General features: G+C 61.0%; 18 protein-coding genes and 1 pseudogene. 11 read left to right on the top strand and 8 right to left on the bottom strand.

The features are described 5' to 3' along the window. Positions 1-183: 183 nt before the first annotated feature. A complete protein-coding gene (locus PSH91_RS03965; RefSeq protein WP_047230157.1) occupies positions 184-2,622 on the bottom strand; it encodes a Lon protease family protein in 2,439 nt (812 codons plus the stop codon). Positions 2,623-2,894: 272 nt separating this feature from the next. Between PSH91_RS03965 and PSH91_RS03960 the strand changes: the two genes are divergently transcribed. The 4 genes from PSH91_RS03960 (at position 2,895) to PSH91_RS03945 (ending at position 6,360) form a co-directional block, all read left to right on the top strand. Continuing rightward, positions 2,895-3,383, top strand: a complete 489-nt coding sequence (locus PSH91_RS03960) for a DUF3015 domain-containing protein (RefSeq protein ID WP_047230156.1) — start codon at positions 2,895-2,897, stop codon at positions 3,381-3,383. Positions 3,384-3,472: 89 nt separating this feature from the next. Further along, positions 3,473-5,326 (top strand): DUF4105 domain-containing protein, encoded by a 1,854-nt coding sequence (locus PSH91_RS03955; protein WP_305467369.1) that lies wholly within the window; start codon positions 3,473-3,475, stop codon positions 5,324-5,326. Between the two features lie 118 nt (positions 5,327-5,444). Then, positions 5,445-5,798: a hypothetical protein gene (locus PSH91_RS03950; protein WP_047230154.1), complete on the top strand. Its 354-nt coding sequence runs from the start codon at positions 5,445-5,447 to the stop codon at positions 5,796-5,798. Between the two features lie 70 nt (positions 5,799-5,868). Continuing rightward, positions 5,869-6,360 (top strand): GreA/GreB family elongation factor, encoded by a 492-nt coding sequence (locus tag PSH91_RS03945; protein WP_047230153.1) that lies wholly within the window; start codon positions 5,869-5,871, stop codon positions 6,358-6,360. 290 nt (positions 6,361-6,650) lie between these two features. Here the strand turns inward: PSH91_RS03945 and ettA are convergent, their stop codons facing one another. Continuing rightward, positions 6,651-8,315 carry an energy-dependent translational throttle protein EttA gene (gene ettA / locus PSH91_RS03940; protein WP_047230152.1) on the bottom strand — a complete coding sequence of 555 codons (1,665 nt, stop codon included), beginning with the start codon at positions 8,313-8,315 and terminating at the stop codon, positions 6,651-6,653. 270 nt (positions 8,316-8,585) lie between these two features. On the opposite strand from ettA, the gene PSH91_RS03935 reads away from it, so the two are divergent. The 3 genes from PSH91_RS03935 to PSH91_RS03925 all read left to right on the top strand — a co-directional run bounded on the left by PSH91_RS03935 (position 8,586) and on the right by PSH91_RS03925 (position 14,658). Continuing rightward, on the top strand, positions 8,586-12,434 hold the full coding sequence (locus PSH91_RS03935; protein ID WP_047230151.1) for an EAL domain-containing protein: 3,849 nt from the start codon (positions 8,586-8,588) through the stop codon (positions 12,432-12,434). 239 nt (positions 12,435-12,673) lie between these two features. Further along, the gene (gene glyA, locus PSH91_RS03930) at positions 12,674-13,927 is read left to right on the top strand and encodes a serine hydroxymethyltransferase (RefSeq protein ID WP_047230150.1); all 1,254 of its coding nucleotides are present in this window, start codon (positions 12,674-12,676) and stop codon (positions 13,925-13,927) included. 200 nt (positions 13,928-14,127) lie between these two features. After that, on the top strand, positions 14,128-14,658 hold the full coding sequence (locus tag PSH91_RS03925; protein ID WP_305467368.1) for a hypothetical protein: 531 nt from the start codon (positions 14,128-14,130) through the stop codon (positions 14,656-14,658). Here PSH91_RS03925 and PSH91_RS03920 read toward each other — a convergent pair. Continuing rightward, on the bottom strand, positions 14,639-14,800 hold the full coding sequence (locus PSH91_RS03920) for a hypothetical protein (RefSeq protein WP_156893538.1): 162 nt from the start codon (positions 14,798-14,800) through the stop codon (positions 14,639-14,641). The two genes, PSH91_RS03925 and PSH91_RS03920, sit on opposite strands and share 20 nt — an antisense overlap. Before the next feature lie 150 nt (positions 14,801-14,950). On the opposite strand from PSH91_RS03920, the gene PSH91_RS03915 reads away from it, so the two are divergent. The 3 genes from PSH91_RS03915 to PSH91_RS03905 are packed head-to-tail and all read left to right on the top strand — an operon-like array spanning position 14,951 to position 17,770. After that, a complete protein-coding gene (locus tag PSH91_RS03915; protein WP_076386402.1) occupies positions 14,951-16,264 on the top strand; it encodes a C4-dicarboxylate transporter DctA in 1,314 nt (437 codons plus the stop codon). Between the two features lie 59 nt (positions 16,265-16,323). Then, positions 16,324-17,028 (top strand): FadR/GntR family transcriptional regulator, encoded by a 705-nt coding sequence (locus tag PSH91_RS03910; RefSeq protein WP_047230147.1) that lies wholly within the window; start codon positions 16,324-16,326, stop codon positions 17,026-17,028. A gap of 22 nt (positions 17,029-17,050) precedes the next feature. Then, positions 17,051-17,770, top strand: coding sequence for a GntR family transcriptional regulator (locus PSH91_RS03905; RefSeq protein ID WP_305467365.1), 720 nt, complete (start codon positions 17,051-17,053; stop codon positions 17,768-17,770). Here PSH91_RS03905 and yjiA read toward each other — a convergent pair. The 4 genes and pseudogenes from yjiA to PSH91_RS03885 all read right to left on the bottom strand — a co-directional run. After that, positions 17,762-18,730, bottom strand: a complete 969-nt coding sequence (gene yjiA / locus PSH91_RS03900) for a GTPase (protein WP_047230146.1) — start codon at positions 18,728-18,730, stop codon at positions 17,762-17,764. The two genes, PSH91_RS03905 and yjiA, sit on opposite strands and share 9 nt — an antisense overlap. A 304-nt stretch (positions 18,731-19,034) precedes the next feature. Next, positions 19,035-19,232 carry a YbdD/YjiX family protein gene (locus tag PSH91_RS03895; RefSeq protein ID WP_047230563.1) on the bottom strand — a complete coding sequence of 66 codons (198 nt, stop codon included), beginning with the start codon at positions 19,230-19,232 and terminating at the stop codon, positions 19,035-19,037. Between the two features lie 50 nt (positions 19,233-19,282). After that, on the bottom strand, positions 19,283-19,921 hold the full coding sequence (locus tag PSH91_RS03890) for a carbon starvation CstA 5TM domain-containing protein (RefSeq protein WP_305468496.1): 639 nt from the start codon (positions 19,919-19,921) through the stop codon (positions 19,283-19,285). A gap of 222 nt (positions 19,922-20,143) precedes the next feature. Further along, a pseudogene (locus tag PSH91_RS03885) lies at positions 20,144-21,315 on the bottom strand (carbon starvation CstA family protein); the annotation flags it as partial. A 159-nt stretch (positions 21,316-21,474) separates the two neighbouring features. On the opposite strand from PSH91_RS03885, the gene PSH91_RS03880 reads away from it, so the two are divergent. After that, positions 21,475-21,843, top strand: a complete 369-nt coding sequence (locus PSH91_RS03880) for a PilZ domain-containing protein (RefSeq protein ID WP_076386406.1) — start codon at positions 21,475-21,477, stop codon at positions 21,841-21,843. Positions 21,844-21,874: 31 nt separating this feature from the next. Here the strand turns inward: PSH91_RS03880 and radA are convergent, their stop codons facing one another. Beyond that, positions 21,875-23,242: a DNA repair protein RadA gene (gene radA / locus PSH91_RS03875; protein ID WP_030140305.1), complete on the bottom strand. Its 1,368-nt coding sequence runs from the start codon at positions 23,240-23,242 to the stop codon at positions 21,875-21,877. Position 23,243: the final 1 nt, after the last annotated feature.

Below are 23,243 nucleotides of genomic sequence, written 5' to 3'. Positions count from 1 at the left end.
AAAGTGGTGGCACTTTTTAGCCATCACCACAAACAATTGTGGGAGCGAGCCTGTGGGAGCAAAGCTCGCTCGCGATGACGTCGTCACAGACAACACCTCTGTTGGCTGTAAAACCGCTATCGCGAGCAAGCTTTGCTCCCACAAAGCTCGCTCCCACATTGACTTACTCCGACCTGGAACGCATCAAGCCGGCTTGGCCTCCGCCAGCGCCTGTTGCGCCAGTTCCTTTTCCGCTTCCTTGATGTCGTCTTCGCTGATCATCTCCGCGATCACCCGCAGCCGTTCCACCACCCGGGCATTGACGCTCCCTTCGGGGAACTCACCATTTTCATCCGGCTCGCCGGCAGGCTCACCCACCAGCAGGCTCAGGGCTTCGTCGGCCTGGCGCACCGCATAAACATGGAACTGCCCGGCGCGCACGGCGGCGAGCACCTTCTCGTCGAGCATCAGGGTGGCGACGTTGGCCTGGGGGATGATCGCCCCCTGCTCGCCGGTCAGCCCACGGGCTTCGCAGAGGCGGAAGAAGCCTTCGATCTTCTCGTTGACCCCGCCCACCGCCTGCACTTCACCGAACTGGTTGATCGAGCCGGTGATAGCGAAACACTGCTTGAGCGGCGTCTTCGACAAGGCAGAAATCAGCGTACACGCTTCCCCCAGGGACGCGCTGTCGCCGTCCACGTAGCCGTAGGATTGCTCCAGGGCGATGCTGGCCGAGATCGCCAGAGGAAACTCCTGGGCGTACCGGCTGCCCAGGTAACCGGTGAGGATCATCACGCCCTTGGAGTGGATCGGCTGGCCGAGGTTGACCTCTCGCTCGATGTCGACGATGCCGCTGCCGCCGGGGTAGACCGTGGCGGAAATCCGCGCCGGCACGCCGAACGCCGAATCCCCCACCTCCAGCACCGTCAAGCCGTTGCACTTGCCCACAGCCGCGCCGTCGGTGTCGATCAGGATGATCCCCGCCAGCATGTCGTCGAGAATCCGCGCCGAGACGCGCCCGGTACGGGTGGCCTTGGCCTTGAGGGCGCGTTCGATGTGACCGGCATCAGTCATCTCGTCACCGGCCAACTGACGAATGAAATCCGCCTCGCTGACCAGCTGGAACAGATCGCCAATCCGCGCCGACAAACGCCCCTGATGTTCGGCCAGGCGCGCACTGTAGGTGGCCAGGCGCGCCACCGCATCGGCGGTCAACGGGGCCATGCCCTCCTCCGAAGTACGGGTCTTGAGCAACTGGGCGAACTGCTCCAGGCTTTCATCCCCCATCGGAATGTCTTCGTCGAAATCCACTAGCACGCGAAACATTTCCTGGAAGTCCGAATCCAGGTCCTGCAAGGCGTAGTAGAGCTGGCGGGCGCCGATGATCACCACTTTGACTTGCAGTGGAATGTGCTGCGGGGTCAGGGTGACCGTGGCCAGACGCCCCAGCTCGCCCAGTGGCGACTCCATTTTCAGTTTGCGCGATTGCAGGGCACGTTTTAGTGCATCCCACACGAACGGCTCGCCAAGCATTTTTTCTGCTTCAAGGATCAGGAAACCACCGTTGGCCCGATGCAACGCCCCCGGGCGCAGTTGTCGATAGGTGGTGTAGAGCGCGCCCTGGTCAGTGCTGTATTCAATGCGCCCAAACAGGTTGTCGTAGGTCGGGTGCGGTTCAAACACCACCGGCGCGCCACCGCTGGTTGGGTGCCCTACCATCAGGCTCGGGGCGTATTGCTCCTCCAGGAGCTTGCGGGCAATGGCGTCGGTCTTGCTGTCGTCCACCAACTGCTCGACCACCGTTTTGAGCAAGTAGACCTGCATGGCTTGCAAGTAGCCGCAGACCGCGGCGTTCTCTGCGTACTTTTCCGACAGCGGCGCCAGCAACGGTTGCAGGGCCAGGGTGATGGTTTCTTCGTTAAGTTGACGCAACTGGTTGCTGGACTCGCGCTTCCACTGCGGCAGGCTGGCGAGCTCTTCGTTCAGGCGTTCTTCCAGGCCCGAGATGTCGTCATGAAAACGCTCGCGCTCGGACTCCGGCAACTGGGCGAATTCCGCTTCGTCCAGGGCCTTGCCCTCGCTCATCGGCGTGAAGGCGATGTTGCTGCTGTCGCGGTACAGGGCGACATCCTTCTCCAGCGCCAGGCGCTCGATGACATCCAGGGCGCGGTCGTAGCGCTGGTTGAAAGCACGGTCGATGGCGCTTTTCTTCTGTTGATAGGACGGATGCTCGAACACTGCCGGGAAAGTCGCCAGGAGGTTGTCGATCAGGCCGTTGATGTCGGCGATGAAAGCCCCCGCCGTACCCGATGGCAGCTCCAGGGCGCGGGGTTCGCGGGGCTCATCGAAATTATTGACGTAGACCCAGTCCGCCGGGGTCTGCATACGCTTGCCTTCGGCCTTGAGATAACGCTTTACGAACGAAAACCGGCCAGTGCCGGGCTCTCCCATGACAAATACGTTGTAACCGGGGCGCGGCATGGCCACGCCGAACTGCAATGCTTCGACCGCACGCTCCTGGCCAAGCACACCGCGGAAGGGTTCCAGATCATTGGTGGTAGAGAAGCTGAACTGTTCAGCGGAAAACGGGCGGGTCAGCGCTTCGGGCGCTAGACGCAAGCTGGCAGCAACAGGATCAGGCATCGGGCTTCCTTACATCAGGCGGGGCAGATAGCGGCATTCTGGCGCTGCCTGCACCTGACTGGCAAGAAGCGCCTCAGGCCAAAGCATAGTCCAGGGGCATCCCCTGAGCCCGAGCCCGTAAATTCATGACACTGCTGTTACTTTTTGCAAAATGTCACGGAACCCCAGGATCGTGCCTAAACTCCAAATTGCGCGGCTGGAACAATAACCGGCCCACTGGCCTGTAGGGTCAGACCCTGTCCATTGGTATGCACATAAAAGAGAACATAGCTATGAAACGGATTCTTCTCGGTACTCTCTTCACCGCTGTATCCCTCAACGCCATGGCTCAGGCGCCAGGCGGTCCGGATTGCGGCTGGGGCAACATGCTGTTCGAAGGTCAGCGTGGCACCCCAGCTCACTTCCTGGCATCCACCACCAACGGCACCTCGGGCAACGCCACCTTCGGCATGACATCCGGCACCAACGGTTGCTCGACCAACGCGGCACTGACCTACGGTGGCAAGTCCTGGCTGGCCATGAATGGCATGATGAACGAGCTGTCCGAAGACATGGCCAAGGGCCAAGGCGAAGCGCTCACCACCTACGCCGTAGTACTGGGCGTGGCACCGGAAGACCGTGCGCATTTCTCCGCTGTCACTCACGAGCACTTCCAGCAGATCTTCAGCAAGGCTGATGTGACCGCAGAAGACGTGCATACCAACACCCTGGCCGTGCTGAAAAGCGACCCACGCCTGGCCAAGTACGCCACTCCAGCTTAAGCTCGACACCACTCGCTCCTCTCGGGGAGCGGGTTTTCTTTTTGGGGCCCCTTCCGGTCTTTATTTTTCGATTGTCCAAGTAGCCAACTATGCTCAAACGCCTTGCCTGGCTGGCGCTCTGTGTGTGCGCCCCGTTGTCCGCCGCACCTCATGTCGACCCTCAACGCTTGCAGCAACTGGCCAACGACCGTTTCTGGATTTCCCTGGGCCACTACGAAACCGCCAAGCTCGGTGGCTGGCGCAGCTATATCAGCGACAAAAGATTTTTCCTCGCTCCCGACGGCAACGAACATCCCGACCACGAACTGGCCGCCACGGTGCAAGCGCTGTACGGCCCGGCCAGTGCTGGTCAGCAACACGCCCAATGTGTGTACCCGGCGCGAACACGCTGGCTGAAGGCGCAGCTCAACCTGACGGATCTGCCGACGGTTGACTGCAGCGAATTCACCCAATGGTTCAAGGATGTCGCGCCCCACAGCGCGGTGATGATTTTTCCGGCCGCCTACCTGAACAGCCCTTCTTCGATGTTTGGCCACACCCTGCTGCGCATCGACCAGGCCGATGTGCAAAGCGACAAGACCGCGCTGCTCAGCTATGCGATCAACTTCGGTGCCTATATCGAAGGCTCGGACAACAGCATTCTGTATGCCTGGAAAGGCCTGATGGGCGGTTACCCGGGCCTGTTCGCCCTGGTGCCCTATCAGGAAAAGCTCTCCGAGTACCGCAGCCTGGAAAACCGCGACCTGTGGGAATACCGCCTCAATCTGAGCCAGGTGGAAACCGAGCGCATGGTCGAGCATGTGTGGGAACTCAAGCAGATTGAGTTCGACTATTTTTTCTTCGACGAAAACTGCTCCTATCGCCTGCTCGAACTGCTGCAAGTGGCCCGTCCCAGCCTGCGGCTGACCGAACAATTCCCGTTGACGGCGATTCCCACCGACACCGTGAAGGCGGTGAAAGAAGCCGGCCTGGTGGAAAGCATCGAATACCGGCCCTCCCGTGAGCGGGAACTGCTCAGCCGCGCCGAACCACTCACCGACGACGAGCAGCAGTGGGTGCTGAAAGTCAGCGCCGACCAGAAACAACTGCAGACTTCAGCATTCAAGGCATTGCCTCGCGCTCGCCAGGCTCTGATCATCGACGCCGCCTATCGCCTGGAGCGCTACCGCGCCAACGGCCAGGAACGCGACCCACAGCGCGCCCAGCGCAGTTTCGAACTGTTGCGGGCGATCAACCAGAACCCCGCGCCGGAACTCGACATCCCGCAACCGGGCCTGCCCGAGGATGGCCACGAGTCGCGCACCTGGCAGGCTGGCCTCGGCACTCGTGGCGACCGGGCGTTCGGCGAATATGGCCTGCGCATGGCCTATCACGACCTCAACGACAACGCCGAGAGTTTCCCGTTGGGCGCACAGATCGAGATCCTGCAACTGAAGCTGCGCCAGTACGAAGGCAATGACTGGCAGGTGCAACAGCTGGACCTTGCGACCATTCGCTCCCTGACTCCGCGCAACGAACTGCTGCAGCCGCTGTCCTGGCAAGTCACCGGCGGCCTGGAGCGGGTGTCGGGCAAGCACGACGACGAAACCCTGGTCAGCCACGTCAATGGCGGAGCCGGCGGCACCTGGGCACTGGGTGACGACATGCTGGGGTTTGCCTTGGGCACGGTGCGGGTCGAACACAACAACGACTTCGCCCAGTTCATCGCTCCGGCCGCAGGCTTCAACACTGGCGTGCTGTGGAAAAACCCGCTGGGCAACTTGAGCCTGGAGGCCAAAGGCGACTATTTCATCAACGGCGAAGTGCGCCGTAGCGTGAGCCTGAACCAGCAGTGGGAACTGTCACGCAACCTCGGTCTGCGCCTGAGTGCCCAGCGCGAGTTCAGCCATCTGGCGTCACCGGAGAACGAAGTGATGCTGGAGGTGAAGTGGTATCACTATTGACCGGGGCATACCCCGCACTCACCTAAGCGAACAGATTCATCACAGCGGTTTCACATCGGCCTGACGAATCCACTTCTAAACTTCTCTTATGAGTGGATCAGGCAGGAATGCAAAAAAAATGAGGCGCGCGGTGGTGCTGAGTGTGGTGATGTTGCTCGGTGGCTGCGAAACCACCCACGAAAACCTGATCGCCCGGGGTTACCCTCCGGCATTCGCCGACGGCTTTGATGACGGTTGCAGCAGCGGCCGGCAGGCAGCCGGCGTGATCACCGGCCAGTTCAGGAAGGACGTGCCACGGTATCTCAAGGACGCTCCCTATGCCGAAGGCTGGAGCGACGGTTTCCGTCAATGCCAGGCCATGCGCGAAAGTGAGGAGCGTAACGCTTACCGCGAACGCCATTGGGACGAGCGAGAACGGGCCTGGCAGCAGCAGAAGGACCAGGACGCCGCCCGGGCTTATCGCTCACAGTGAGTCGCGTACAGACATCCGCTGAAACCAAAAGCCTGCGACCATGGCCCAAACTCCAATAGAGGAGAACATCATGAGTCGCGCCTTCGTCAATGAGGACAACGCCGCTGCCCAGGCCGATCAGCCGGTCGAACGCCAGGTCAGCGCGCAACCCAATTACGTCACGCCCGCCGGACTCGCCCAATTACAGGCCCGGGTCGCTGAGCTGCAGGCGCTGCACAGCCAGCAGGTGGCCAGGGGAGAACTGGCGGACAAGCAGCGAATCGCGGATATCGAACGGGATCTGCGGTATTTCAATCAGCGTTTGCAAAGCGCGCAGGTCGTTACGCCAACCTCATTGGATCAGGTGCGGATCGGGCATTGGGTGACCTTTGTCGATGAGCATGACCACGAGCAGCGAGTGCAGTTGGTGGGTGAAGATCAGGCCGATGCGGCCAGCGGACTGGTCAATTGGGGCTCGCCGCTGGGGCGGGCGTTGCTGGGGACGAAAGTTGGCGATGAAGTGATCTGGAAACGGCCGGTGGGGGATTTGACCATTGAAGTGGTGGCGATAGAACCGGGGTGATCTTGCCGGCCTCATCGCGAGCAGGCTCGCTCCCACAGGAATCGCGCCCCACCGTGCAGCTTGTGACTGACCCAAAACCAGCGTGGGAGCGAGCCCCACCGTGCAGCTTGTGACTGACCCAAAACCACTGTGGGAGCGAGCCCCACCGTGCAGCTTGTGACTGACCCAAAACCACTGTGGGAGCGAGCCTGCTCGCGATGGCGGCGGGTCAGGCAACTTACGCTGGCTGATCCACCACTATCGCGAGCAGGCTCGCTCCCACAGGGTTTGTCGCTCGGTCGCCGGCCGAATCAGGCCAGCTTCTTGTGCCTTACGCGGTGCGGCTGGGCAGCGGCTTCGCCCAGGCGTTTCTTGCGATCGGCCTCATACTCGGTGTAGTTGCCTTCGAAGAACACCGCTTGCGAGTCGTCTTCGTACGCCAGGATGTGGGTCGCCACACGGTCGAGGAACCACCGGTCGTGGGAGATCACAATCGCTGCGCCCGGGAAGTCCAGCAGGGCTTCTTCCAGGGAACGCAGGGTTTCGACGTCGAGGTCGTTGGACGGTTCGTCGAGCAGCAGGACGTTGCCGCCCTCCTTCAAGGTCAACGCCAGGTGCAAGCGACCGCGTTCACCACCGGACAAGTCCTTGACGAACTTCTGCTGGTCGCCGCCCTTGAAGTTGAAGCGCCCCACGTAGGTGCGCGACGGAATTTCATAGTTGCCGATGCGGATCTGGTCGGAACCGTCGGAGATCTGCTGGAACACGGTCTTGCTGCCGTCCAGGTCTTCGCGGCTCTGGTCGACACAGGCCAGCTGCACGGTTTCGCCGATTTCGATGGTGCCCGAATCCGGTGTTTCCTTGCCCATCAGCATGCGGAACAGCGTGGATTTACCCGCACCGTTACCACCGATCACACCGACAATGGCGCCTTTGGGCATGGCGAACGACAGGTTGTCGATCAGCACGCGGTCGCCATAGCCCTTGGTGACGTTCTTGAATTCGATGACCTTGTCGCCCAGGCGCGGACCGGCCGGGATGTAGATCTCGTTGGTTTCACTGCGCTTCTGGAATTCCTGGGACTGCATTTCCTCGAAGCGTTGCAGACGTGCCTTGGATTTGGACTGGCGGGCCTTGGCGCCTTTGCGCACCCACTCCAGTTCTTCCTTCATGGCTTTTTCATGGGCCGACTGCTGCTTGGATTCCTGGGCCAGACGATCGGACTTGGCTTCAAGCCAGCCCGAGTAGTTGCCTTCGTAAGGAATACCCGCGCCGCGGTCCAGTTCCAGGATCCAGCCGGCGACGTTGTCCAGGAAGTAACGGTCGTGCGTGATCGCGACCACAGTGCCCGGGAAATCGTGCAGGAAGTGTTCGAGCCAGGCGACAGAATCGGCGTCCAGGTGGTTGGTTGGCTCGTCGAGCAACAGCATGTCCGGCGCCGACAGCAGCAGGCGGCACAGAGCCACACGACGCTTTTCACCACCAGAGAGGTGTTCAACCTTGGCATCCCAGGCCGGCAGGCGCAGCGCATCGGCGGCGACTTCCAGCTGGCGATCCAGGTTATGGCCATCGCTGGCCTGCAGGATCGCTTCGAGCTTGGCCTGTTCGGCGGCCAGCTTGTCGAAGTCGGCATCCGGTTCGGCGTAGGCCGCGTAGACCTCGTCCAGGCGCGCCTGGGCATCCTTGATCACGCTGACCGCCTCCTCGACCACTTCCCGTACGGTCTTGGTCGGATCCAGCTGAGGCTCTTGAGGCAGGTAACCGATGTTCAAGTCGGGCATCGGACGGGCTTCACCGTCGAACTCGTTGTCGACACCGGCCATGATTTTCAGCAGCGTGGACTTACCCGAACCGTTGAGGCCCAGTACGCCGATCTTGGCCCCGGGGAAGAACGACAGTGAAATGTTTTTCAGGATTTCCCGCTTCGGCGGAACAACTTTGCTCAGCCGATGCATGGTGAAGACGTATTGAGCCATGGTGAACCTAGCGTCAGTGACAGGTGAAAAGAACGGGCCAGGCCATGCGCGGCGCCGGCGCTTGACGGTTATCAATGCCGGCGGGCAGATAAAGCCTGGGGATCGGAGCTTGCGCGCTCTTGTTTGACCGGCAAAGCTACCTCAACCATCGGTCAAGGTCCAGCCACCAGGGGCTGGCACTTTGCCACAAGTCAAGGCATGCTAGCCGCCCTTTGGGCGTCCGGCTTATAGTGCACGTCGCGCCAGTCCAGCAAACTGCAGGATTACAGCTTGTCCAACGTCACGCCGACCCTGTCCCCACGCGCACCGACTGCTGCGAGCGGCTCGCCCCTGCGCGGGACATTGAAGGGCGCGCTGGCCACACTGGTGCTCTTGCTGCTTGGATTGCTCTTCTGGCAGTTGCTTGATCAATTGCGCGAAACCCAGCAGCAACAGCGCCAGTACACCATCGATTACACCGCCGACCTGGCCGCGCAAGTCAGCCTGAACATGGCCTTGAATGCGCAGATCGCCCTCAACCTGCTACCGATCGTCGAACAACCGCAGAGCGCCGACGAACAGCAGGCCCTGCTGCGCAAACTCCAGCAATCGTTGCCCGAGCTACGCAGCCTGGCGTTGCTGAGCCCTTCCGGCCGGGTGCTCAGCGACAGTGATCCTGCCAGCCACGATGCCGATTACCTGGCAGAGCTGGTACGGCGCAGTCGGGCCCAGGCGCACTATTTCAGCAATGCCGATGACGGCTCCGTGGTGCATCTGTTGTTGCACCAGGCCAGCGGCAGCAGCCGCAGCTATTGGGCGCTGCGCCTGACCCCAACCTTCTTCTCGACCCTGACCAAGCAGGCCGATACAGGCATGCGCCCACTGTGGCTGGTGGAAAACCGCCTCAACCAGCAAATCATCAGCCGGGACGAAAGCCTGCCCTCGGCCAGCCCTACCCGGCTGTCCCCGGATGATCTGAGCAACACCGTGCTGACCGTGCCCCTGAGCAGCAGCGACTGGCAATTGCGTGGACTGTTCGACCGGCGCCAGGTGCTGGAGCAATTGCTGCCGGCCTTCATCGGCAAATGCCTGCTAGGCCTGGCGTTTTCAATGCTGCCGGTGATCGCGCTCTTGAGCATGCGCCGTCGCCAGCGTCAGTTGCACGAGGGCCGCCGACGCTACCAGGATATTTTCGAAGGCACCGGCGTCGCGCTCTGCGTGCTTGACCTGTCGAGCCTCAAGGCATTTTTTGAAAGGACCGGCCTGCGCAACGGCGACCAGTTGCGCGCCTGGTTGGCCATCCCTCACCAGCTTGAACAACTGCAGCAGGAAGTTCACGTCACCGAGGTCAATCAGATGGCGTTGAAGCTGCTCAACGTCAACTCCTGCGAGCGGGCCTGGCAACTGCTGGTCGGCAATGCTGCCCAGGACAACAACCCAGTGGGTTCGAAGCTGCTCGAAGCGCTGCTCGACCAGCACAAGCAGTTGGAGCTGGAAATCAAGCTGCAGGACGCCCATGGCCGTGATCAGCACCTATGGCTGGTGCTGCGTCTGCCGGAAAAACAGCAGGACTACAACGCCGTCATCCTGAGCATCAGCGACATTACCAGCCGCAAGCTGATCGAACTGTCGCTGCTCGAACGCGAAGGCTTCTGGTCCGACGTGGTGCGCACCGTACCGGACCATCTCTATGTGCAAGACGTGATCAGCCAGCGGATGATCTTCAGCAACCATCACCTGGGACAGACCCTGGGGTACGACCGCACCGAACTGCACCAGATGGGCGAATACTTCTGGGAAATCCTGCTGCACAGCGAAGACGCCGACCACTATCACAACTTGCGCCAGGCACAACGCCAGGCCGGGTATGCGCAACTGCTGCAATGCCAACTGCGCTTTCGCCATCGCAATGGCAAGTGGCGGCGCTTCGACATTCGCGAACAAGCCCTGGCCCGGGACCGGCACGATCAGGTGACACGGATCATCGGCGTAGCCAAAGACATCACCGAACAGATCGAAGCCAGCGAATCGCTGCGCGACAGCGAACAACGCTACCGGATGCTCGCCGAAAGCATCAGCGACGTGATTTTCTCCACCAACAGCAAGCTTTCGCTCAACTACGTCAGCCCCTCGGTGCAAGCAGTGCTGGGCTACAGCGCTGACTGGATATTCCAGAACGGCTGGCAATCGACCATCGCCAACCCGCAACAACTGACCGGCATCTACACCTTGATGGATCGGGTCAGCAAAGCCCTCGACAAGCCTGAGCAACTGGCCGAGTTGCGCAACCAGATGCAGACCCAGCTGTTTCTGTTCGACTGCCTGCGCGCCGACGGGCGCAAGATCCCCATCGAGCTGCGGCTGGTACTGGTGTGGGATGAGCACGGCGCGTTCGAAGGCGTGCTGGGCGTGGGCCGCGATATCAGCCAGCAACGACGCGCCGAAAAAGACCTGCGCATGGCCGCCACGGTATTCGAGCATTCGACCTCTGCGATCCTGATCACCGACCCGGCCGGTTACATTGTCCAGGCCAACGAAGCCTTCAGCCGCGTCAGCGGGTATGCGGTGTCGCAGGTGCTGGACCAGTTGCCCAACATGCTGACCGTGGACGAGCAGCAGGAAGCCCACCTGCGCTACGTGCTCAAGCAGTTGCAGCAACACAGCACGTGGGAAGGCGAGGTCTGGCTCAAGCGCCGCAATGGCGAGCACTATCCGGCCTGGGTCGGCATTACGGCGGTGCTGGACGATGAAGGCGACCTGGCCAGCTACGTGTGCTTCTTCAGCGACATCAGCGAACGCAAGGCCAGCGAACAGCGCATCCATCGCCTGGCCTACTACGACGCGTTGACCCACCTGCCCAACCGCACGCTGTTTCAGGATCGCCTGCACACCGCGCTGCAATCGGCCGAGCGCCAGAAAAACTGGGTCGTGCTGATGTTCCTCGACTTGGACCGCTTCAAGCCGATCAACGACTCCCTGGGCCACGCCGCCGGCGACCGGATGCTCAAGGAAATGGCCACGCGGCTGCTCGGCTGCGTGGCCGACGACGACACCGTGGCGCGCATGGGCGGCGACGAATTCACCCTGCTGCTGCAACCGCGTTCCAGCCGCGAAATGGCGCTCAACCGGGCGATCAACGTGGCCGAGCAGATCCTCGCCAGCCTGGTCCGACCGTTCGTACTGGAAGGTCGGGAGTTCTTCGTCACCGCCAGCATCGGTATCGCCCTGAGCCCTCAGGACGGCAACGAGCTGAGTCAGCTGATGAAGAACGCCGACACGGCCATGTATCACGCCAAGGAGCGCGGCAAGAACAACTTCCAGTTCTACCAGGCCGACATGAACGCCAGCGCCCTGGAACGACTGGAGCTGGAAAGCGACCTGCGCCACGCCCTGGAGCAGAATGAGTTCGTGCTGTATTACCAGCCACAGTTCAGCGGCGACGGCAAACGCCTGACCGGCGCCGAGGCCTTGCTGCGCTGGCGCCATCCACGACGCGGGCTGGTGCCGCCAGGGGACTTCATCCCGGTCCTCGAAGAGCTCGGGTTGGTGGTGGACGTCGGTGACTGGGTGATCAGCGAAGCCTCTCGGCAGCTCAAGACCTGGCACCAGGCCAAGGTCCGGGTGCCGAAAGTCTCGGTCAACATTTCGGCCCGGCAGTTCTCCGATGGCCAGCTCGGCACGCGCATCGCCAACATCCTGCGTAGCACCGGCCTGCCGCCGGCCTGTCTGGAACTGGAACTGACCGAAAGCATCCTGATGCGTGAAGTCAGCGAGGCGATGCAGATCCTGGCCGGGCTGAAAAACCTGGGCCTGAGCATCGCCGTGGATGACTTCGGCACCGGTTATTCGTCCCTCAACTACCTCAAGCAATTCCCCATCGACGTGTTGAAAATCGACCGCACCTTTGTCGATGGCCTGCCATCCGGCGAACAGGACGCCCAGATCGCCCGGGCGATCATCGCCATGGCCCACAGCCTCAACCTGGCGGTGATTGCCGAAGGGGTCGAAACCCACGAGCAACTGGACTTTCTGCGCGAGCACGGCTGCGATGAAGTCCAGGGCTACCTGTTCGGCCGGCCGATGCCGGCCAACCGGTTTGAGGCGCAGTTCAGCAATGATGCGCTGTTCATGCTCGACTGAAAGCTTGTGCTGGCCGGGCGGGCCTCATCGCGAGCAGGCTCGCTCCCACAATTGCTTTTGGCTGTCCTTGGAATAGACATACACCACAGCCCCCCTGTGGGAGCGAGCCTGCTCGCGATGAGGCCAGTACAGGCAGCGTGAATCCCATTCGTCCGCGACATGACGTCCTTTCATATGCCTTCCAAAACCGGTTGGGTTAGAATGCCCCCCTTTTCTGCCCCCGATCCTTGAGGACCGCCATGTTCAGCCGTGATTTGACTATTGCCAAGTACGACGCCGATCTCTTTGCCGCCATGGAGCAAGAAGCTCAGCGCCAGGAAGAGCACATTGAGCTGATCGCTTCGGAAAACTACACCAGCCCCGCGGTGATGGAAGCTCAAGGCTCGGTACTGACCAACAAGTACGCCGAAGGCTATCCAGGCAAGCGCTACTACGGTGGTTGCGAGTTCGTCGACGTGGTCGAGCAACTGGCCATCGACCGCGCCAAGGAACTGTTCGGTGCCGACTATGCCAACGTCCAGCCTCACGCCGGTTCCCAGGCCAACGCCGCTGTCTACCTGGCGCTGCTGTCGGCCGGTGACACCATTCTGGGCATGAGCCTGGCCCACGGCGGTCACCTGACCCACGGCGCCAGCGTTTCGTCCTCGGGCAAGCTGTACAACGCCATCCAGTACGGCATCGACGGCAATGGCCTGATCGACTACGACGAAGTCGAGCGCCTGGCACTCGAGCACAAGCCGAAAATGATCGTGGCCGGTTTCTCCGCCTACTCGCAGATCCTCGACTTCCCACGTTTCCGCGAAATCGCCGACAAGGTCGGTGCCTACCTGTTCGTGGACATGGCGCACGTTGCGGGCCTGGTTGCCGCTGGCGTCTACCCCAACCCCGTGCCATTCGCCGACGTCGTCACCACCACCACCCACAAGACCCTGCGCGGCCCACGTGGTGGCCTGATCCTGGCTCGCGCCAACGCCGACATCGAGAAAAAGCTCAACTCCGCCGTATTCCCCGGCGCCCAGGGTGGCCCGCTGGAACACGTGATCGCCGCCAAGGCGATCTGCTTCAAGGAAGCGCTGCAGCCTGAGTTCAAGGCTTACCAGCAACAAGTGGTGAAAAACGCCAAGGCCATGGCCGGCGTATTCATCGAGCGTGGCTTCGACGTAGTGTCCGGCGGGACCGAGAACCACCTGTTCTTGCTGTCGCTGATCAAGCAGGACATCTCCGGCAAAGACGCCGACGCAGCGCTGGGCAAGGCGTTCATCACCGTGAACAAGAACTCGGTGCCCAATGACCCACGCTCCCCGTTCGTCACCTCCGGCCTGCGCTTTGGCACCCCGGCCGTGACCACCCGTGGTTTCAAAGAAGCCGAGTGCAAGGAGCTGGCTGGCTGGATCTGCGACATCCTGGCGGACCTGAACAACGAAGCGGTGATCGACGCCGTTCGCGAGAAGGTCAAGGCGATCTGCAAAAAGCTGCCAGTATACGGCGCTTAATCAGCCCGTTACACCTCAGTAAGAAAGGCCTCCATTGAAAGATGGGGGCCTTTTTCATGGGCGCAAACAATTACCCCAAATAATTAACCCCCACGCTTATCTAATGTCTTGCAATACACACACCACCACCGACAGCTAATAAATCAATAATATCGCTCCATAACTGCACACTTCATAAACCCAACGAGGAGTCGAATCACATGGACCGTGATCAATCTTTTAACGCCACACTTCGAATGTTTGACAACCACGTCAACCTGCTTGAAATACTTCATGGCAAACCCGCGATGGCCACCGTGAGTTTATTCAGCGGCGGCTTCTTTACCGGCCGCCCGCAAACCCACGACCACTCCAGCCTGCTCGGCATGCGCCCCAAAAATCAGGGTCAATCCAGCAACCCATTGAAATTGCATTTGCGACACACCCCGAACGGCTACAACCTGGTCATTAAAAACACGGGGGAACATGAAAACAAACTTGTCGGTAAACGCTGGCTTGAGGTTCTCGGCGCACAGGACTCCGGCACGGATGATCCGATGTTCTTTACCCTCGTTGATCATCAGAACAACGCCATCACCCGGCAGAATATTTCCACGCCGCATTTACCTGTCTCGCTCATGACAAAAAACAAAAAATATATCGGCGGATTGAAAGTTCGAGGCTCGCCTTATATTTATCTCGCCGAGACAGAAGAAAAATCGAAAGTAACATTCATCCTAAGTGTTCTTTAAAGAACATGTCGATATCTTTGTGGCGAGTGGGCTGATCCCTCGCCACAGGGAGCTGTGGCGCACTGCTTGCCACCCACATTTTTTTCACTGCAACAAACGGCTCAAGCACAAGGGTTCCGGCCAAACTGGTAAGACCGGTCATGCCAAATCTCTACAGATCAGCTTGCACAGCAGCGAAAACAGGGCCTAGACTGCGCCTGCACTGGACAAACCGGTAAGACCACAATAATGAAGTCCTGACGCCAACAGCTCTATTGACGGCGAAAAGGACACCGAACCAGGAATCCCTCCCATGCTCAAATGGTGCTCGCGTTCGATCTTCCTTCAAGTTGTCCTCGGATTGGTGCTCGGCATCGTCTGTGGACTGACCCTTCCCGAATACTCCGCACAGCTCAAACCCCTCGGCGACGGCTTTATCAAGCTGATCAAGATGCTCATCGGCCTGATCGTGTTCTGTGTGGTAGTCAGCGGCATCTCGGGTGCCGGAGACCTCAAGAAGGTCGGGCGCATTGGCCTCAAGTCGGTCATCTACTTCGAAGTATTGACCACCATCGCCTTGGTCATCGGTCTGGTGCTTGCCTTCAGCACCGGTATCGGCAGTGGTGCGAACATCCACCTGGAACAACTCTCCAGCGCGGACATGGGGGATATCGCCCAGCGTGGCGAGCACCTGGTCACCACCACCCAGTTCCTCATGAACCTGATCCCAACCTCGGTGCTCGGGGCCTTCGCTGAAAACAACATTCTGCAAGTGCTGTTGTTCTCCGTGCTGTTTGGCAGCGCCTTGAACCTGGTGGGCGATGCAGCGTCCGGCATCTCGCGGTTGATCAACGAACTGAGCCACGTGATCTTCCGCATCATGGGCATGATCGTGCGTCTGGCCCCCATTGGGGTCTTCGGGGCCATCGCCTTCACTACCAGCAAATATGGCCTGGACTCACTGCAACACCTGGGCAGCCTGGTGGGCCTGTTCTACCTGACCTGCATCGCCTTCGTTGCGCTGATCCTCGGCTTGGTGATGCGTGTCTCGGGCCTGCCGATGTTGCCGTTTCTCAAATACCTGCGTGAAGAGCTGCTTATCGTGCTCGGTACGGCCTCTTCCGACGCCGTGCTGCCACAGATCATGCGCAAGCTTGAGCACCTGGGGATCGGCAGTTCCACCGTCGGCCTGGTGATTCCGACCGGCTACTCGTTCAATCTGGACGGTTTTTCGATCTATCTGACCCTGGCGATTGTGTTCATTGCCAACGCCACCGGCACACCTCTGGCCATGAGTGATTTGCTGACCATCCTGCTGGTGTCACTGATCACCTCCAAGGGCGCCCACGGGATTCCCGGCTCGGCGCTGGTGATCCTGGCTGCCACGTTGACGGCCGTCCCGGCGATCCCGGTGGTTGGCCTGGTGCTGGTACTAGCGGTGGATTGGTTCATGGGCATCGGCCGGGCCCTGACCAACCTGATTGGCAACTGCGTGGCCACCGTGGCGATTGCCCGCTGGGAAAAAGACATCGATGTCCCTCGGGCGCGCAAGGTACTGTCCGGCCAACACGGTTATACCTTCCAATCCAGGAAACCGGTGGGCACTGCCCATCAGCAGCAATTCTGAAAGACTGCGGTGCCGGCCCGCGAACCGGTACCGCCTGATTGATTTTCGAGGAGTCACCAGTGATCAGTTCATCAACCGTCGTCAATTCCGTAGTGGAGAAACTACGTGCCGCCCTCGCTCGGGGCCAATGGCGCTCGGGCGACATGCTGCCCGGCCAGCGCGAGCTGGCCGAGCAATTGGGCATCAGCCGACCAAGCCTGCGCGAAGCGGTGATTGTCCTGGAAACCCTGGGGCTGGTGCGTTCGATGCCCGGCAAGGGCGTCGTGGTGCTGGAGGCCAACTTCACCGACACCGCCAATGAAGGCAGCGCCATGGCCGGCGCCAGCCTGGAGGACGTGCTGCAACTGCGCTACACCCTGGAGCCTTTCATCGTCGGTCTTGTGGCGCAATCCATCAGCAGCAAGGAGGTCGGCCAGTTGCGCCTGACCCTCATGGACATGCGCGAAGCGTTGGAGGCCAACGACAGCGACGCCTGCGCCAATGCCTACATTGCCTTCCATGAAGAGCTGTTTGCCTTGACGTCCAACCCGATTTTTCAAAACGTGGTCCAGCAGACCAGCAACGCGCTCAAGCAAAGCGCCGATGTGTTGCGCAATTCACCCCAGCATCTGGCCGAACGCCTGGAGGAAAACGAAGCCGTGGTGCGCGCCATCCGCGCCAAGAACAGCGCCCAGGCCAGCACCGAAATGCGCCGGCATATCCTCAGGGAAGGCCAGCGCATGGGCATCGAACTGAACATTCCGGACGACAACCTCGGCACTTGAGCCACACCCTGCGGAGACCGCCATGAACAACCTCATGCCCCACCCGGATCAGCCTGAGCGTAACGTGCTCGCGTCCCTGTCGCTGCCCGGTCGGGCCGGCAAACCGTCGGTGGACGATATCTACCCGCAGATCTTCGACGCCATCCTAGAACAACGCATTGCTCCGGCCAGCCGTTTCACCGAGGAAAGCCTGGGGGATGTGTTCGGTGTCAGTCGCAGCATCATTCGCCGTGTCCTGGCGCGCCTGTCCCACCAGCAAGTGGTGATCCTGCGGCCCAACCATCGGCCCCAGGTGGCGGCACCGGACCTGGAACAGACCCGGCAAATCCTGCATGCCCGGCGCCTGGCCGAACAGACCCTGGTGCGCCTGGCCTGCAAGGCGCCGCAGCCCAAGGACCTGCAGCGCCTACGCGATCTGATAGAGCGCGAGCGCCAGTGCCTGGATCGCGGCGAACGCGGCCCGGCGATTCGCCTGTCCGGCGAGTTTCACCTGCAATTGGCGACCATGGCCGGGAATGCGCCGTTGGCGCAGTTTCTCGGCAGCCTCGTGCCATTAACCTCGCTGGCCCTGGCGCGGCATGAGCTCAAGTCCCGCAGACATTGCGCCTGGCAGGAGCATTTGGCGATCGTAGACGCGATAGAACGTGGCAACGCTGATCAAGCGTTGCAACGGATGAGCGAGCACCTGGACCATCTTGAGCAAAAGCTGCTGATGGCCGCAGGCACCGGGACGTCAAAGTAGCGCGGCTTCGAAGCCTGCGCGGATCTTCTCTTCGGGCAACTCGTCGGCGATGAACACAATGACGCTCTCCCGTGCTTCGCCTGGCGCCCATTCGGTGTCCCAGTCAAAACCGTACAGTTTGAGTACGCCCTGGAACACCAGTCGACGGGATTCGCCAGCGATGCTCAGTACCCCCTTGTAGCGCAGCAACTGCTTGCCGTGCTCCTCCAGCAACTGGTTCATGAACTCGCTGAGTTTGTCGATATCCAGCGGTTTGTCGGTGCGAAGCACGAGGCTGCTGATGCGGTCCCCGGTGCTTGCCTTGCCCACCGGTCGCAGGCTGAACCCCGCCCCCAGGTCTGCGTTGAGATTGAAGCCGCGGATGTCGAGCAATTCGGCCAGATCGATCTTGCCGTGCTCCACCACCCTGATCGGCGCCCGTCGGTTGATCCGCGTCAGTCGTTCGCCAAGGGCTTGGACATGGGCTGCGTCCACCAGATCGGTCTTGCTCAGCAGCAGACGGTCGGCAAATCCGACCTGGGCCTGGGCAATGGCCTGGGTCAGGTGGATCTCGGCGTGAGCGGCGTCCACCAGGGTCAGGATACCGTCGAGGATGTAGCGCTCGCGCAGGTCCTCATCGATAAAAAATGTCTGGGCCACAGGGGCCGGATCGGCCAGGCCGGTGCATTCGATCACCAGGCGATCAAAGGCAATTTCGCCGCTGTCCAGCCGTTCGAGTAGCAGGTACAGGGCTTTGGTCAGGTCAGTGTGAATGGTGCAGCACACGCAGCCATTGGCCAGGGTCATGACTTGCACCGGCTCATCGCCCAACAGCTGGGTATCGATGCCGGCATCGCTGAATTCATTCTCGATCACGGCGATTTTCAGGCCGTGCTCGGCCTTGAGCAAATGACGCAAAAGCGTGGTCTTGCCGGCGCCGAGAAAGCCGCTGAGGATGGTGACCGGGATGGGAGAGGACAACGTGATTCTCCTGTTGCGAAATTAAAAGAAGAGCACAGAACCCATGTGGAGGCGAGGCAAACTGTTGCGACGCCATCGCGAGCAGGCTCGCTCCCACAAGGGGATCTGGGGTGTAGGCAAATTCTGAGATCCCCCACAAGGGGGATCGGTGGTGTATGCAAATCCCGAGGCCGCCCCAAAACAACTGTGGGAGCGAGCCTGCTCGCGATGGCGGTCGGTCAGTCAACATCATCGTAACTGACCCGACGCCATCGCGAGCAGGCTCGCTCCCACAGGGTTACCTCATCAACCTGAAATCAGTTGATCAACAGCACTTGGGCCCGGCCTTGCCACCGTATCGGGCTTCCTGGCGTTCGCGGAAGAACGCCTCGTAGTCCATCAACGGTTTGTCCGGGTGTTTGCTTTGCATGTGCTCGACGTAGTTGTCGTAGTCGGGCATGCCGACCATCAGACGGGCGGCCTGACCGAGGTATTTACCGAGGCGACTCAAGTCATTGAACATCGTTGCAATCCTCGATTCAGGCGTCCGGCACGGCCTGGAAGGGCGCTTCTTTATCCGTGCGTTCCTTGTGACCCCAGGCAGCGATGCCGACCTTGAGCGCGTAGAACAGGATGCTGAAGACCACCAGCAGGAACAACACCGTCAGCGTTGCGTTGGTGTAAGCGTTGTACACCACGTGCTGCATCTGCTCGATGCTCTTGGCCGGGGCCAGGATCTGGCCGGCGGCCAGGGCATCGTTGTATTTGCGCGCCAGGGCCAGGAAGCCGATCGCCGGGTTGGCGTCGAACAGCTTGATCAGGGCCTGCCGTGGTGGTGCAGATCAGCAGCCAGACCGCCGGCAGCATGGTCACCCAGACGTAGCGCTGGCGCTTCATCTTGATCAGTACCACGGTGCCGAGCATCAGGGCGATACCGGCCAGCATCTGGTTGGAGATGCCGAACAGCGGCCACAAGGTGTTGATGCCGCCCAGCGGATCGATCACGCCCTGGTACAACAGGTAGCCCCACAGCGCCACACAGCCGGCGGTGGCGATCAGGTTGGCGACCCAGGATTCGGTCCGCTTGAGGGCTGGTACGAACGAGCCCAACAGGTCCTGCAGCATGAAGCGCCCGGCACGGGTGCCGGCGTCTACCGCCGTGAGGATGAACAGCGCCTCGAACAGGATTGCGAAGTGGTACCAGAACGCCATGGTGTTCTCACCCGGCAACACCGAGTGCAGGATCTGCGCGATCCCCACCGCCAGCGTCGGCGCACCGCCGGCACGGGCCAGGATGGTGGTCTCGCCGATGTCATTGGCCACCGCCTGCAGCGCTTCGGGGGTGATTGCAAAGCCCCAGCTGCTGACAGTCTGCGCCACGCTCACCACATCGCCGCCGACGATCGCCGCCGGGCTGTTCATGGCGAAGTACACACCCGGCTCGATCACCGAAGCGGCGACCATTGCCATGATGGCCACGAACGACTCCATCAGCATGCCGCCGTAACCGATGTAGCGGGCGTTGACTTCGTTATCGAGCATCTTCGGCGTGGTGCCCGAAGAGATCAGCGCGTGGAAACCCGAAACCGCGCCACAGGCGATGGTGATGAACAGGAACGGGAACAGCCCGCCCTTCCACACCGGGCCCGTGCCGTCGGTGAACTGGGTCAGTGCCGGCATTTTCAGCTCGGGCATGGTGACCAGGATGCCGATCGCCAGGGCGACGATGGTGCCGATCTTCAAGAAGGTGGACAGGTAGTCGCGCGGCGCCAGGATCAGCCAGATCGGCAACACCGCGGCAACAAAACCGTAGCCGATCAGCATCCAGGTGATTTGCACGCCGGTGAAGGTGAAGGCCTCGGCCCAGACCGGGTCTGCGGCCACTTGCCCGCCGAGCCAGATCGAACCCAGCAGCAACAGCACGCCGATGAGGGAGATTTCACCAATGCGGCCCGGGCGGATGTAGCGCATGTAGATGCCCATGAACATCGCGATCGGGATGGTCGCCATCACCGTGAAGATCCCCCACGGGCTCTCGGCCAGGGCCTTGACCACGATCAGCGCCAGCACCGCGAGGATGATGATCATGATCAGAAGCAGCCGAACAGCGCGATGGTGCCGGGAACGCGGCCCATCTCTTCGCGGACCATGTCGCCCAGGGAGCGACCGTTGCGACGAGTGGACAGGAACAGGACCATGAAGTCCTGCACGGCACCGGCCAGCACCACCCCGGCGATCAGCCAGAGCGTACCGGGCAGGTAGCCCATCTGCGCCGCCAGTACCGGCCCGACCAGCGGCCCCGCACCGGCAATGGCCGCGAAGTGGTGGCCGAACAGGATGTGTTTGTTGGTCGGGACATAGTCCAGGCCATCGTTGTTGAGCACGGCGGGGGTGGCCCGGCGCGCATCGAGTTGCATCACGTTATTGGCGATGAACAGGCTGTAGTAGCGGTAGGCGACCAGGTAGATGGCCACGGCTGCGACGACGATCCAGAGGGCGTTGATCGCCTCTCCCCGACGCAATGCCACGACGCCCAGGGCGCTCGCTCCCAAGACGGCCAGCAGTAGCCAGGGTATGTGGCGCAGCAGGCTATTATTATTTGTCATTTTTATATTCCGGCCAGGGTGGACAAGAAAGACAGCCATCGGAGTTTAGCGCTAACGAGAACAAAGGCCACCCCCGACATTTGTCTGCCAGCAGCCCAACGGTGACGACGGCGCGCCAGTTGGGTCTATAGTCAATCAATCTTCAGAAAGGAATACGTAATGAGCGAACGCCGCCGCTTCGTACGAATCGAGTTCCATGCCCGAACCGAGCTGAGTCAGGGCAAGGACGAGGACAAACTGACTTGGCCGGTCGAACTGCTGGACCTGTCTCTCAAGGGCCTGCTGATCAAAAAGCCCGAGCCCTGGCTTGGCAATCCCGAGAAGACTTTCGTAGCCGACATTCACTTGAGCAACGACGTGGAAGTGCGGATGGAGGTTCGGTTGACCCACGACGACCATGGCCATCTGGGCTTTGTCTGCGAGCATATCGACCTGGACTCCATCGCCCATCTGCGCCGGCTGGTGGAGTTGAACCTCGCCGATCAGGCTGAGCTGGAGCGGGAGTTGGCGGCGTTGGTACAGATCTGAATAACCCTGCACCACACAGCAGGCCTCGGAGTTATTCGAACAACGCATCCAGCGCCTGTTCCAGGCGGGTCACGGCAATGATCTGCAACCCGGCAGGCGCTTCCTTCGGCGCGTTGCCCTTGGGCACGATGGCGCGTTTGAAACCGTGCTTGGCCGCCTCCTTGAGCCGCTCCTGTCCGCTGGGCACCGGCCGGACTTCCCCCGACAGCCCCACTTCACCGAACACCAGCAGATCATGGGGCAGCGGCCGATTGCGCAGGCTGGACATGACCGCCGCCATCAACGCCAGGTCAGACGCGGTTTCCAATACTTTGACGCCGCCCACCACGTTGAGGAAAACATCCTGATCGTGGGTAGGAATGCCACCGTGTCGATGCAGGACCGCCAGCAACATGGCGAGCCGATTCTGATCCAGCCCCAAGGTGACCCGACGCGGGTTCGCCAAATGGCTGTCATCCACCAGCGCCTGAACCTCCACCAGCATCGGTCGGGTGCCTTCCCAGGTCGCCATGACCACACTGCCCGGCACTTCTTCCTGGGCGCGCGTGAGAAAAATCGCCGAAGGATTCGAGACTTCTTTCAAGCCTCTGTCGGTCATGCCGAACACACCCAATTCATTGACGGCGCCAAAGCGATTCTTCACTGCCCGCAACAAACGCAGGCGACCGTCGGATTCGCCCTCGAAATACAACACGGTATCCACCATGTGCTCCAGCACCCGCGGGCCTGCCAGCGCGCCTTCCTTGGTGACGTGGCCCACCAGGAAAATCGCCGTACCGCTCTGCTTGGCATACCGCACCAGCAACGCCGCGCTTTCACGCACCTGTGACACGCCGCCCGGCGCCGATTGCAGTTGTTCGGTGAAAATCGTCTGGATTGAGTCGATCACCATGACCTTGGGTTTTTCCAGGCGGGCCGTGGCGATGATGGTTTCGATGCACGTCTCGGTCATGACCCGCAGTTGATCCTGGGGCAGCCCCAGACGCCGGGCGCGCATGGCGACTTGCTGCTGGGATTCCTCGCCAGTGACGTACAGCGCCGGCATGCGCGTGGCCAGGTTGCACAAGGTTTGCAACAGGATGGTGGACTTGCCGATGCCCGGGTCCCCGCCAATCAGCACGACCGAACCGTCCACCAGGCCACCGCCCAATACGCGGTCCAGCTCGCCGGACGCGGTGGAAAACCGTGGAATTTCCTCGACGCTGACTTCGGCGAGGGTCTTGATTTGCGCCTGCTGACCGGCCCACCCCGTGCGACCGGTGGGGGCTGCGGCACCGCCACTCTCGACCATGGTTTCGGTCAAGGTGTTCCAGGCACCGCACTCACTGCACTGGCCGGCCCATTTGGGAAAGGTCGAGCCGCACTCGGTGCAGCCATACATGCGCTTTGCCTTGGCCATC

The organism is Pseudomonas sp. FP1154 (assembly GCF_030687245.1).
In the GTDB taxonomy this organism is placed as follows: domain Bacteria; phylum Pseudomonadota; class Gammaproteobacteria; order Pseudomonadales; family Pseudomonadaceae; genus Aquipseudomonas; species Aquipseudomonas rhizophila.
This window is presented reverse-complemented; position numbering and strand designations above follow the sequence as displayed.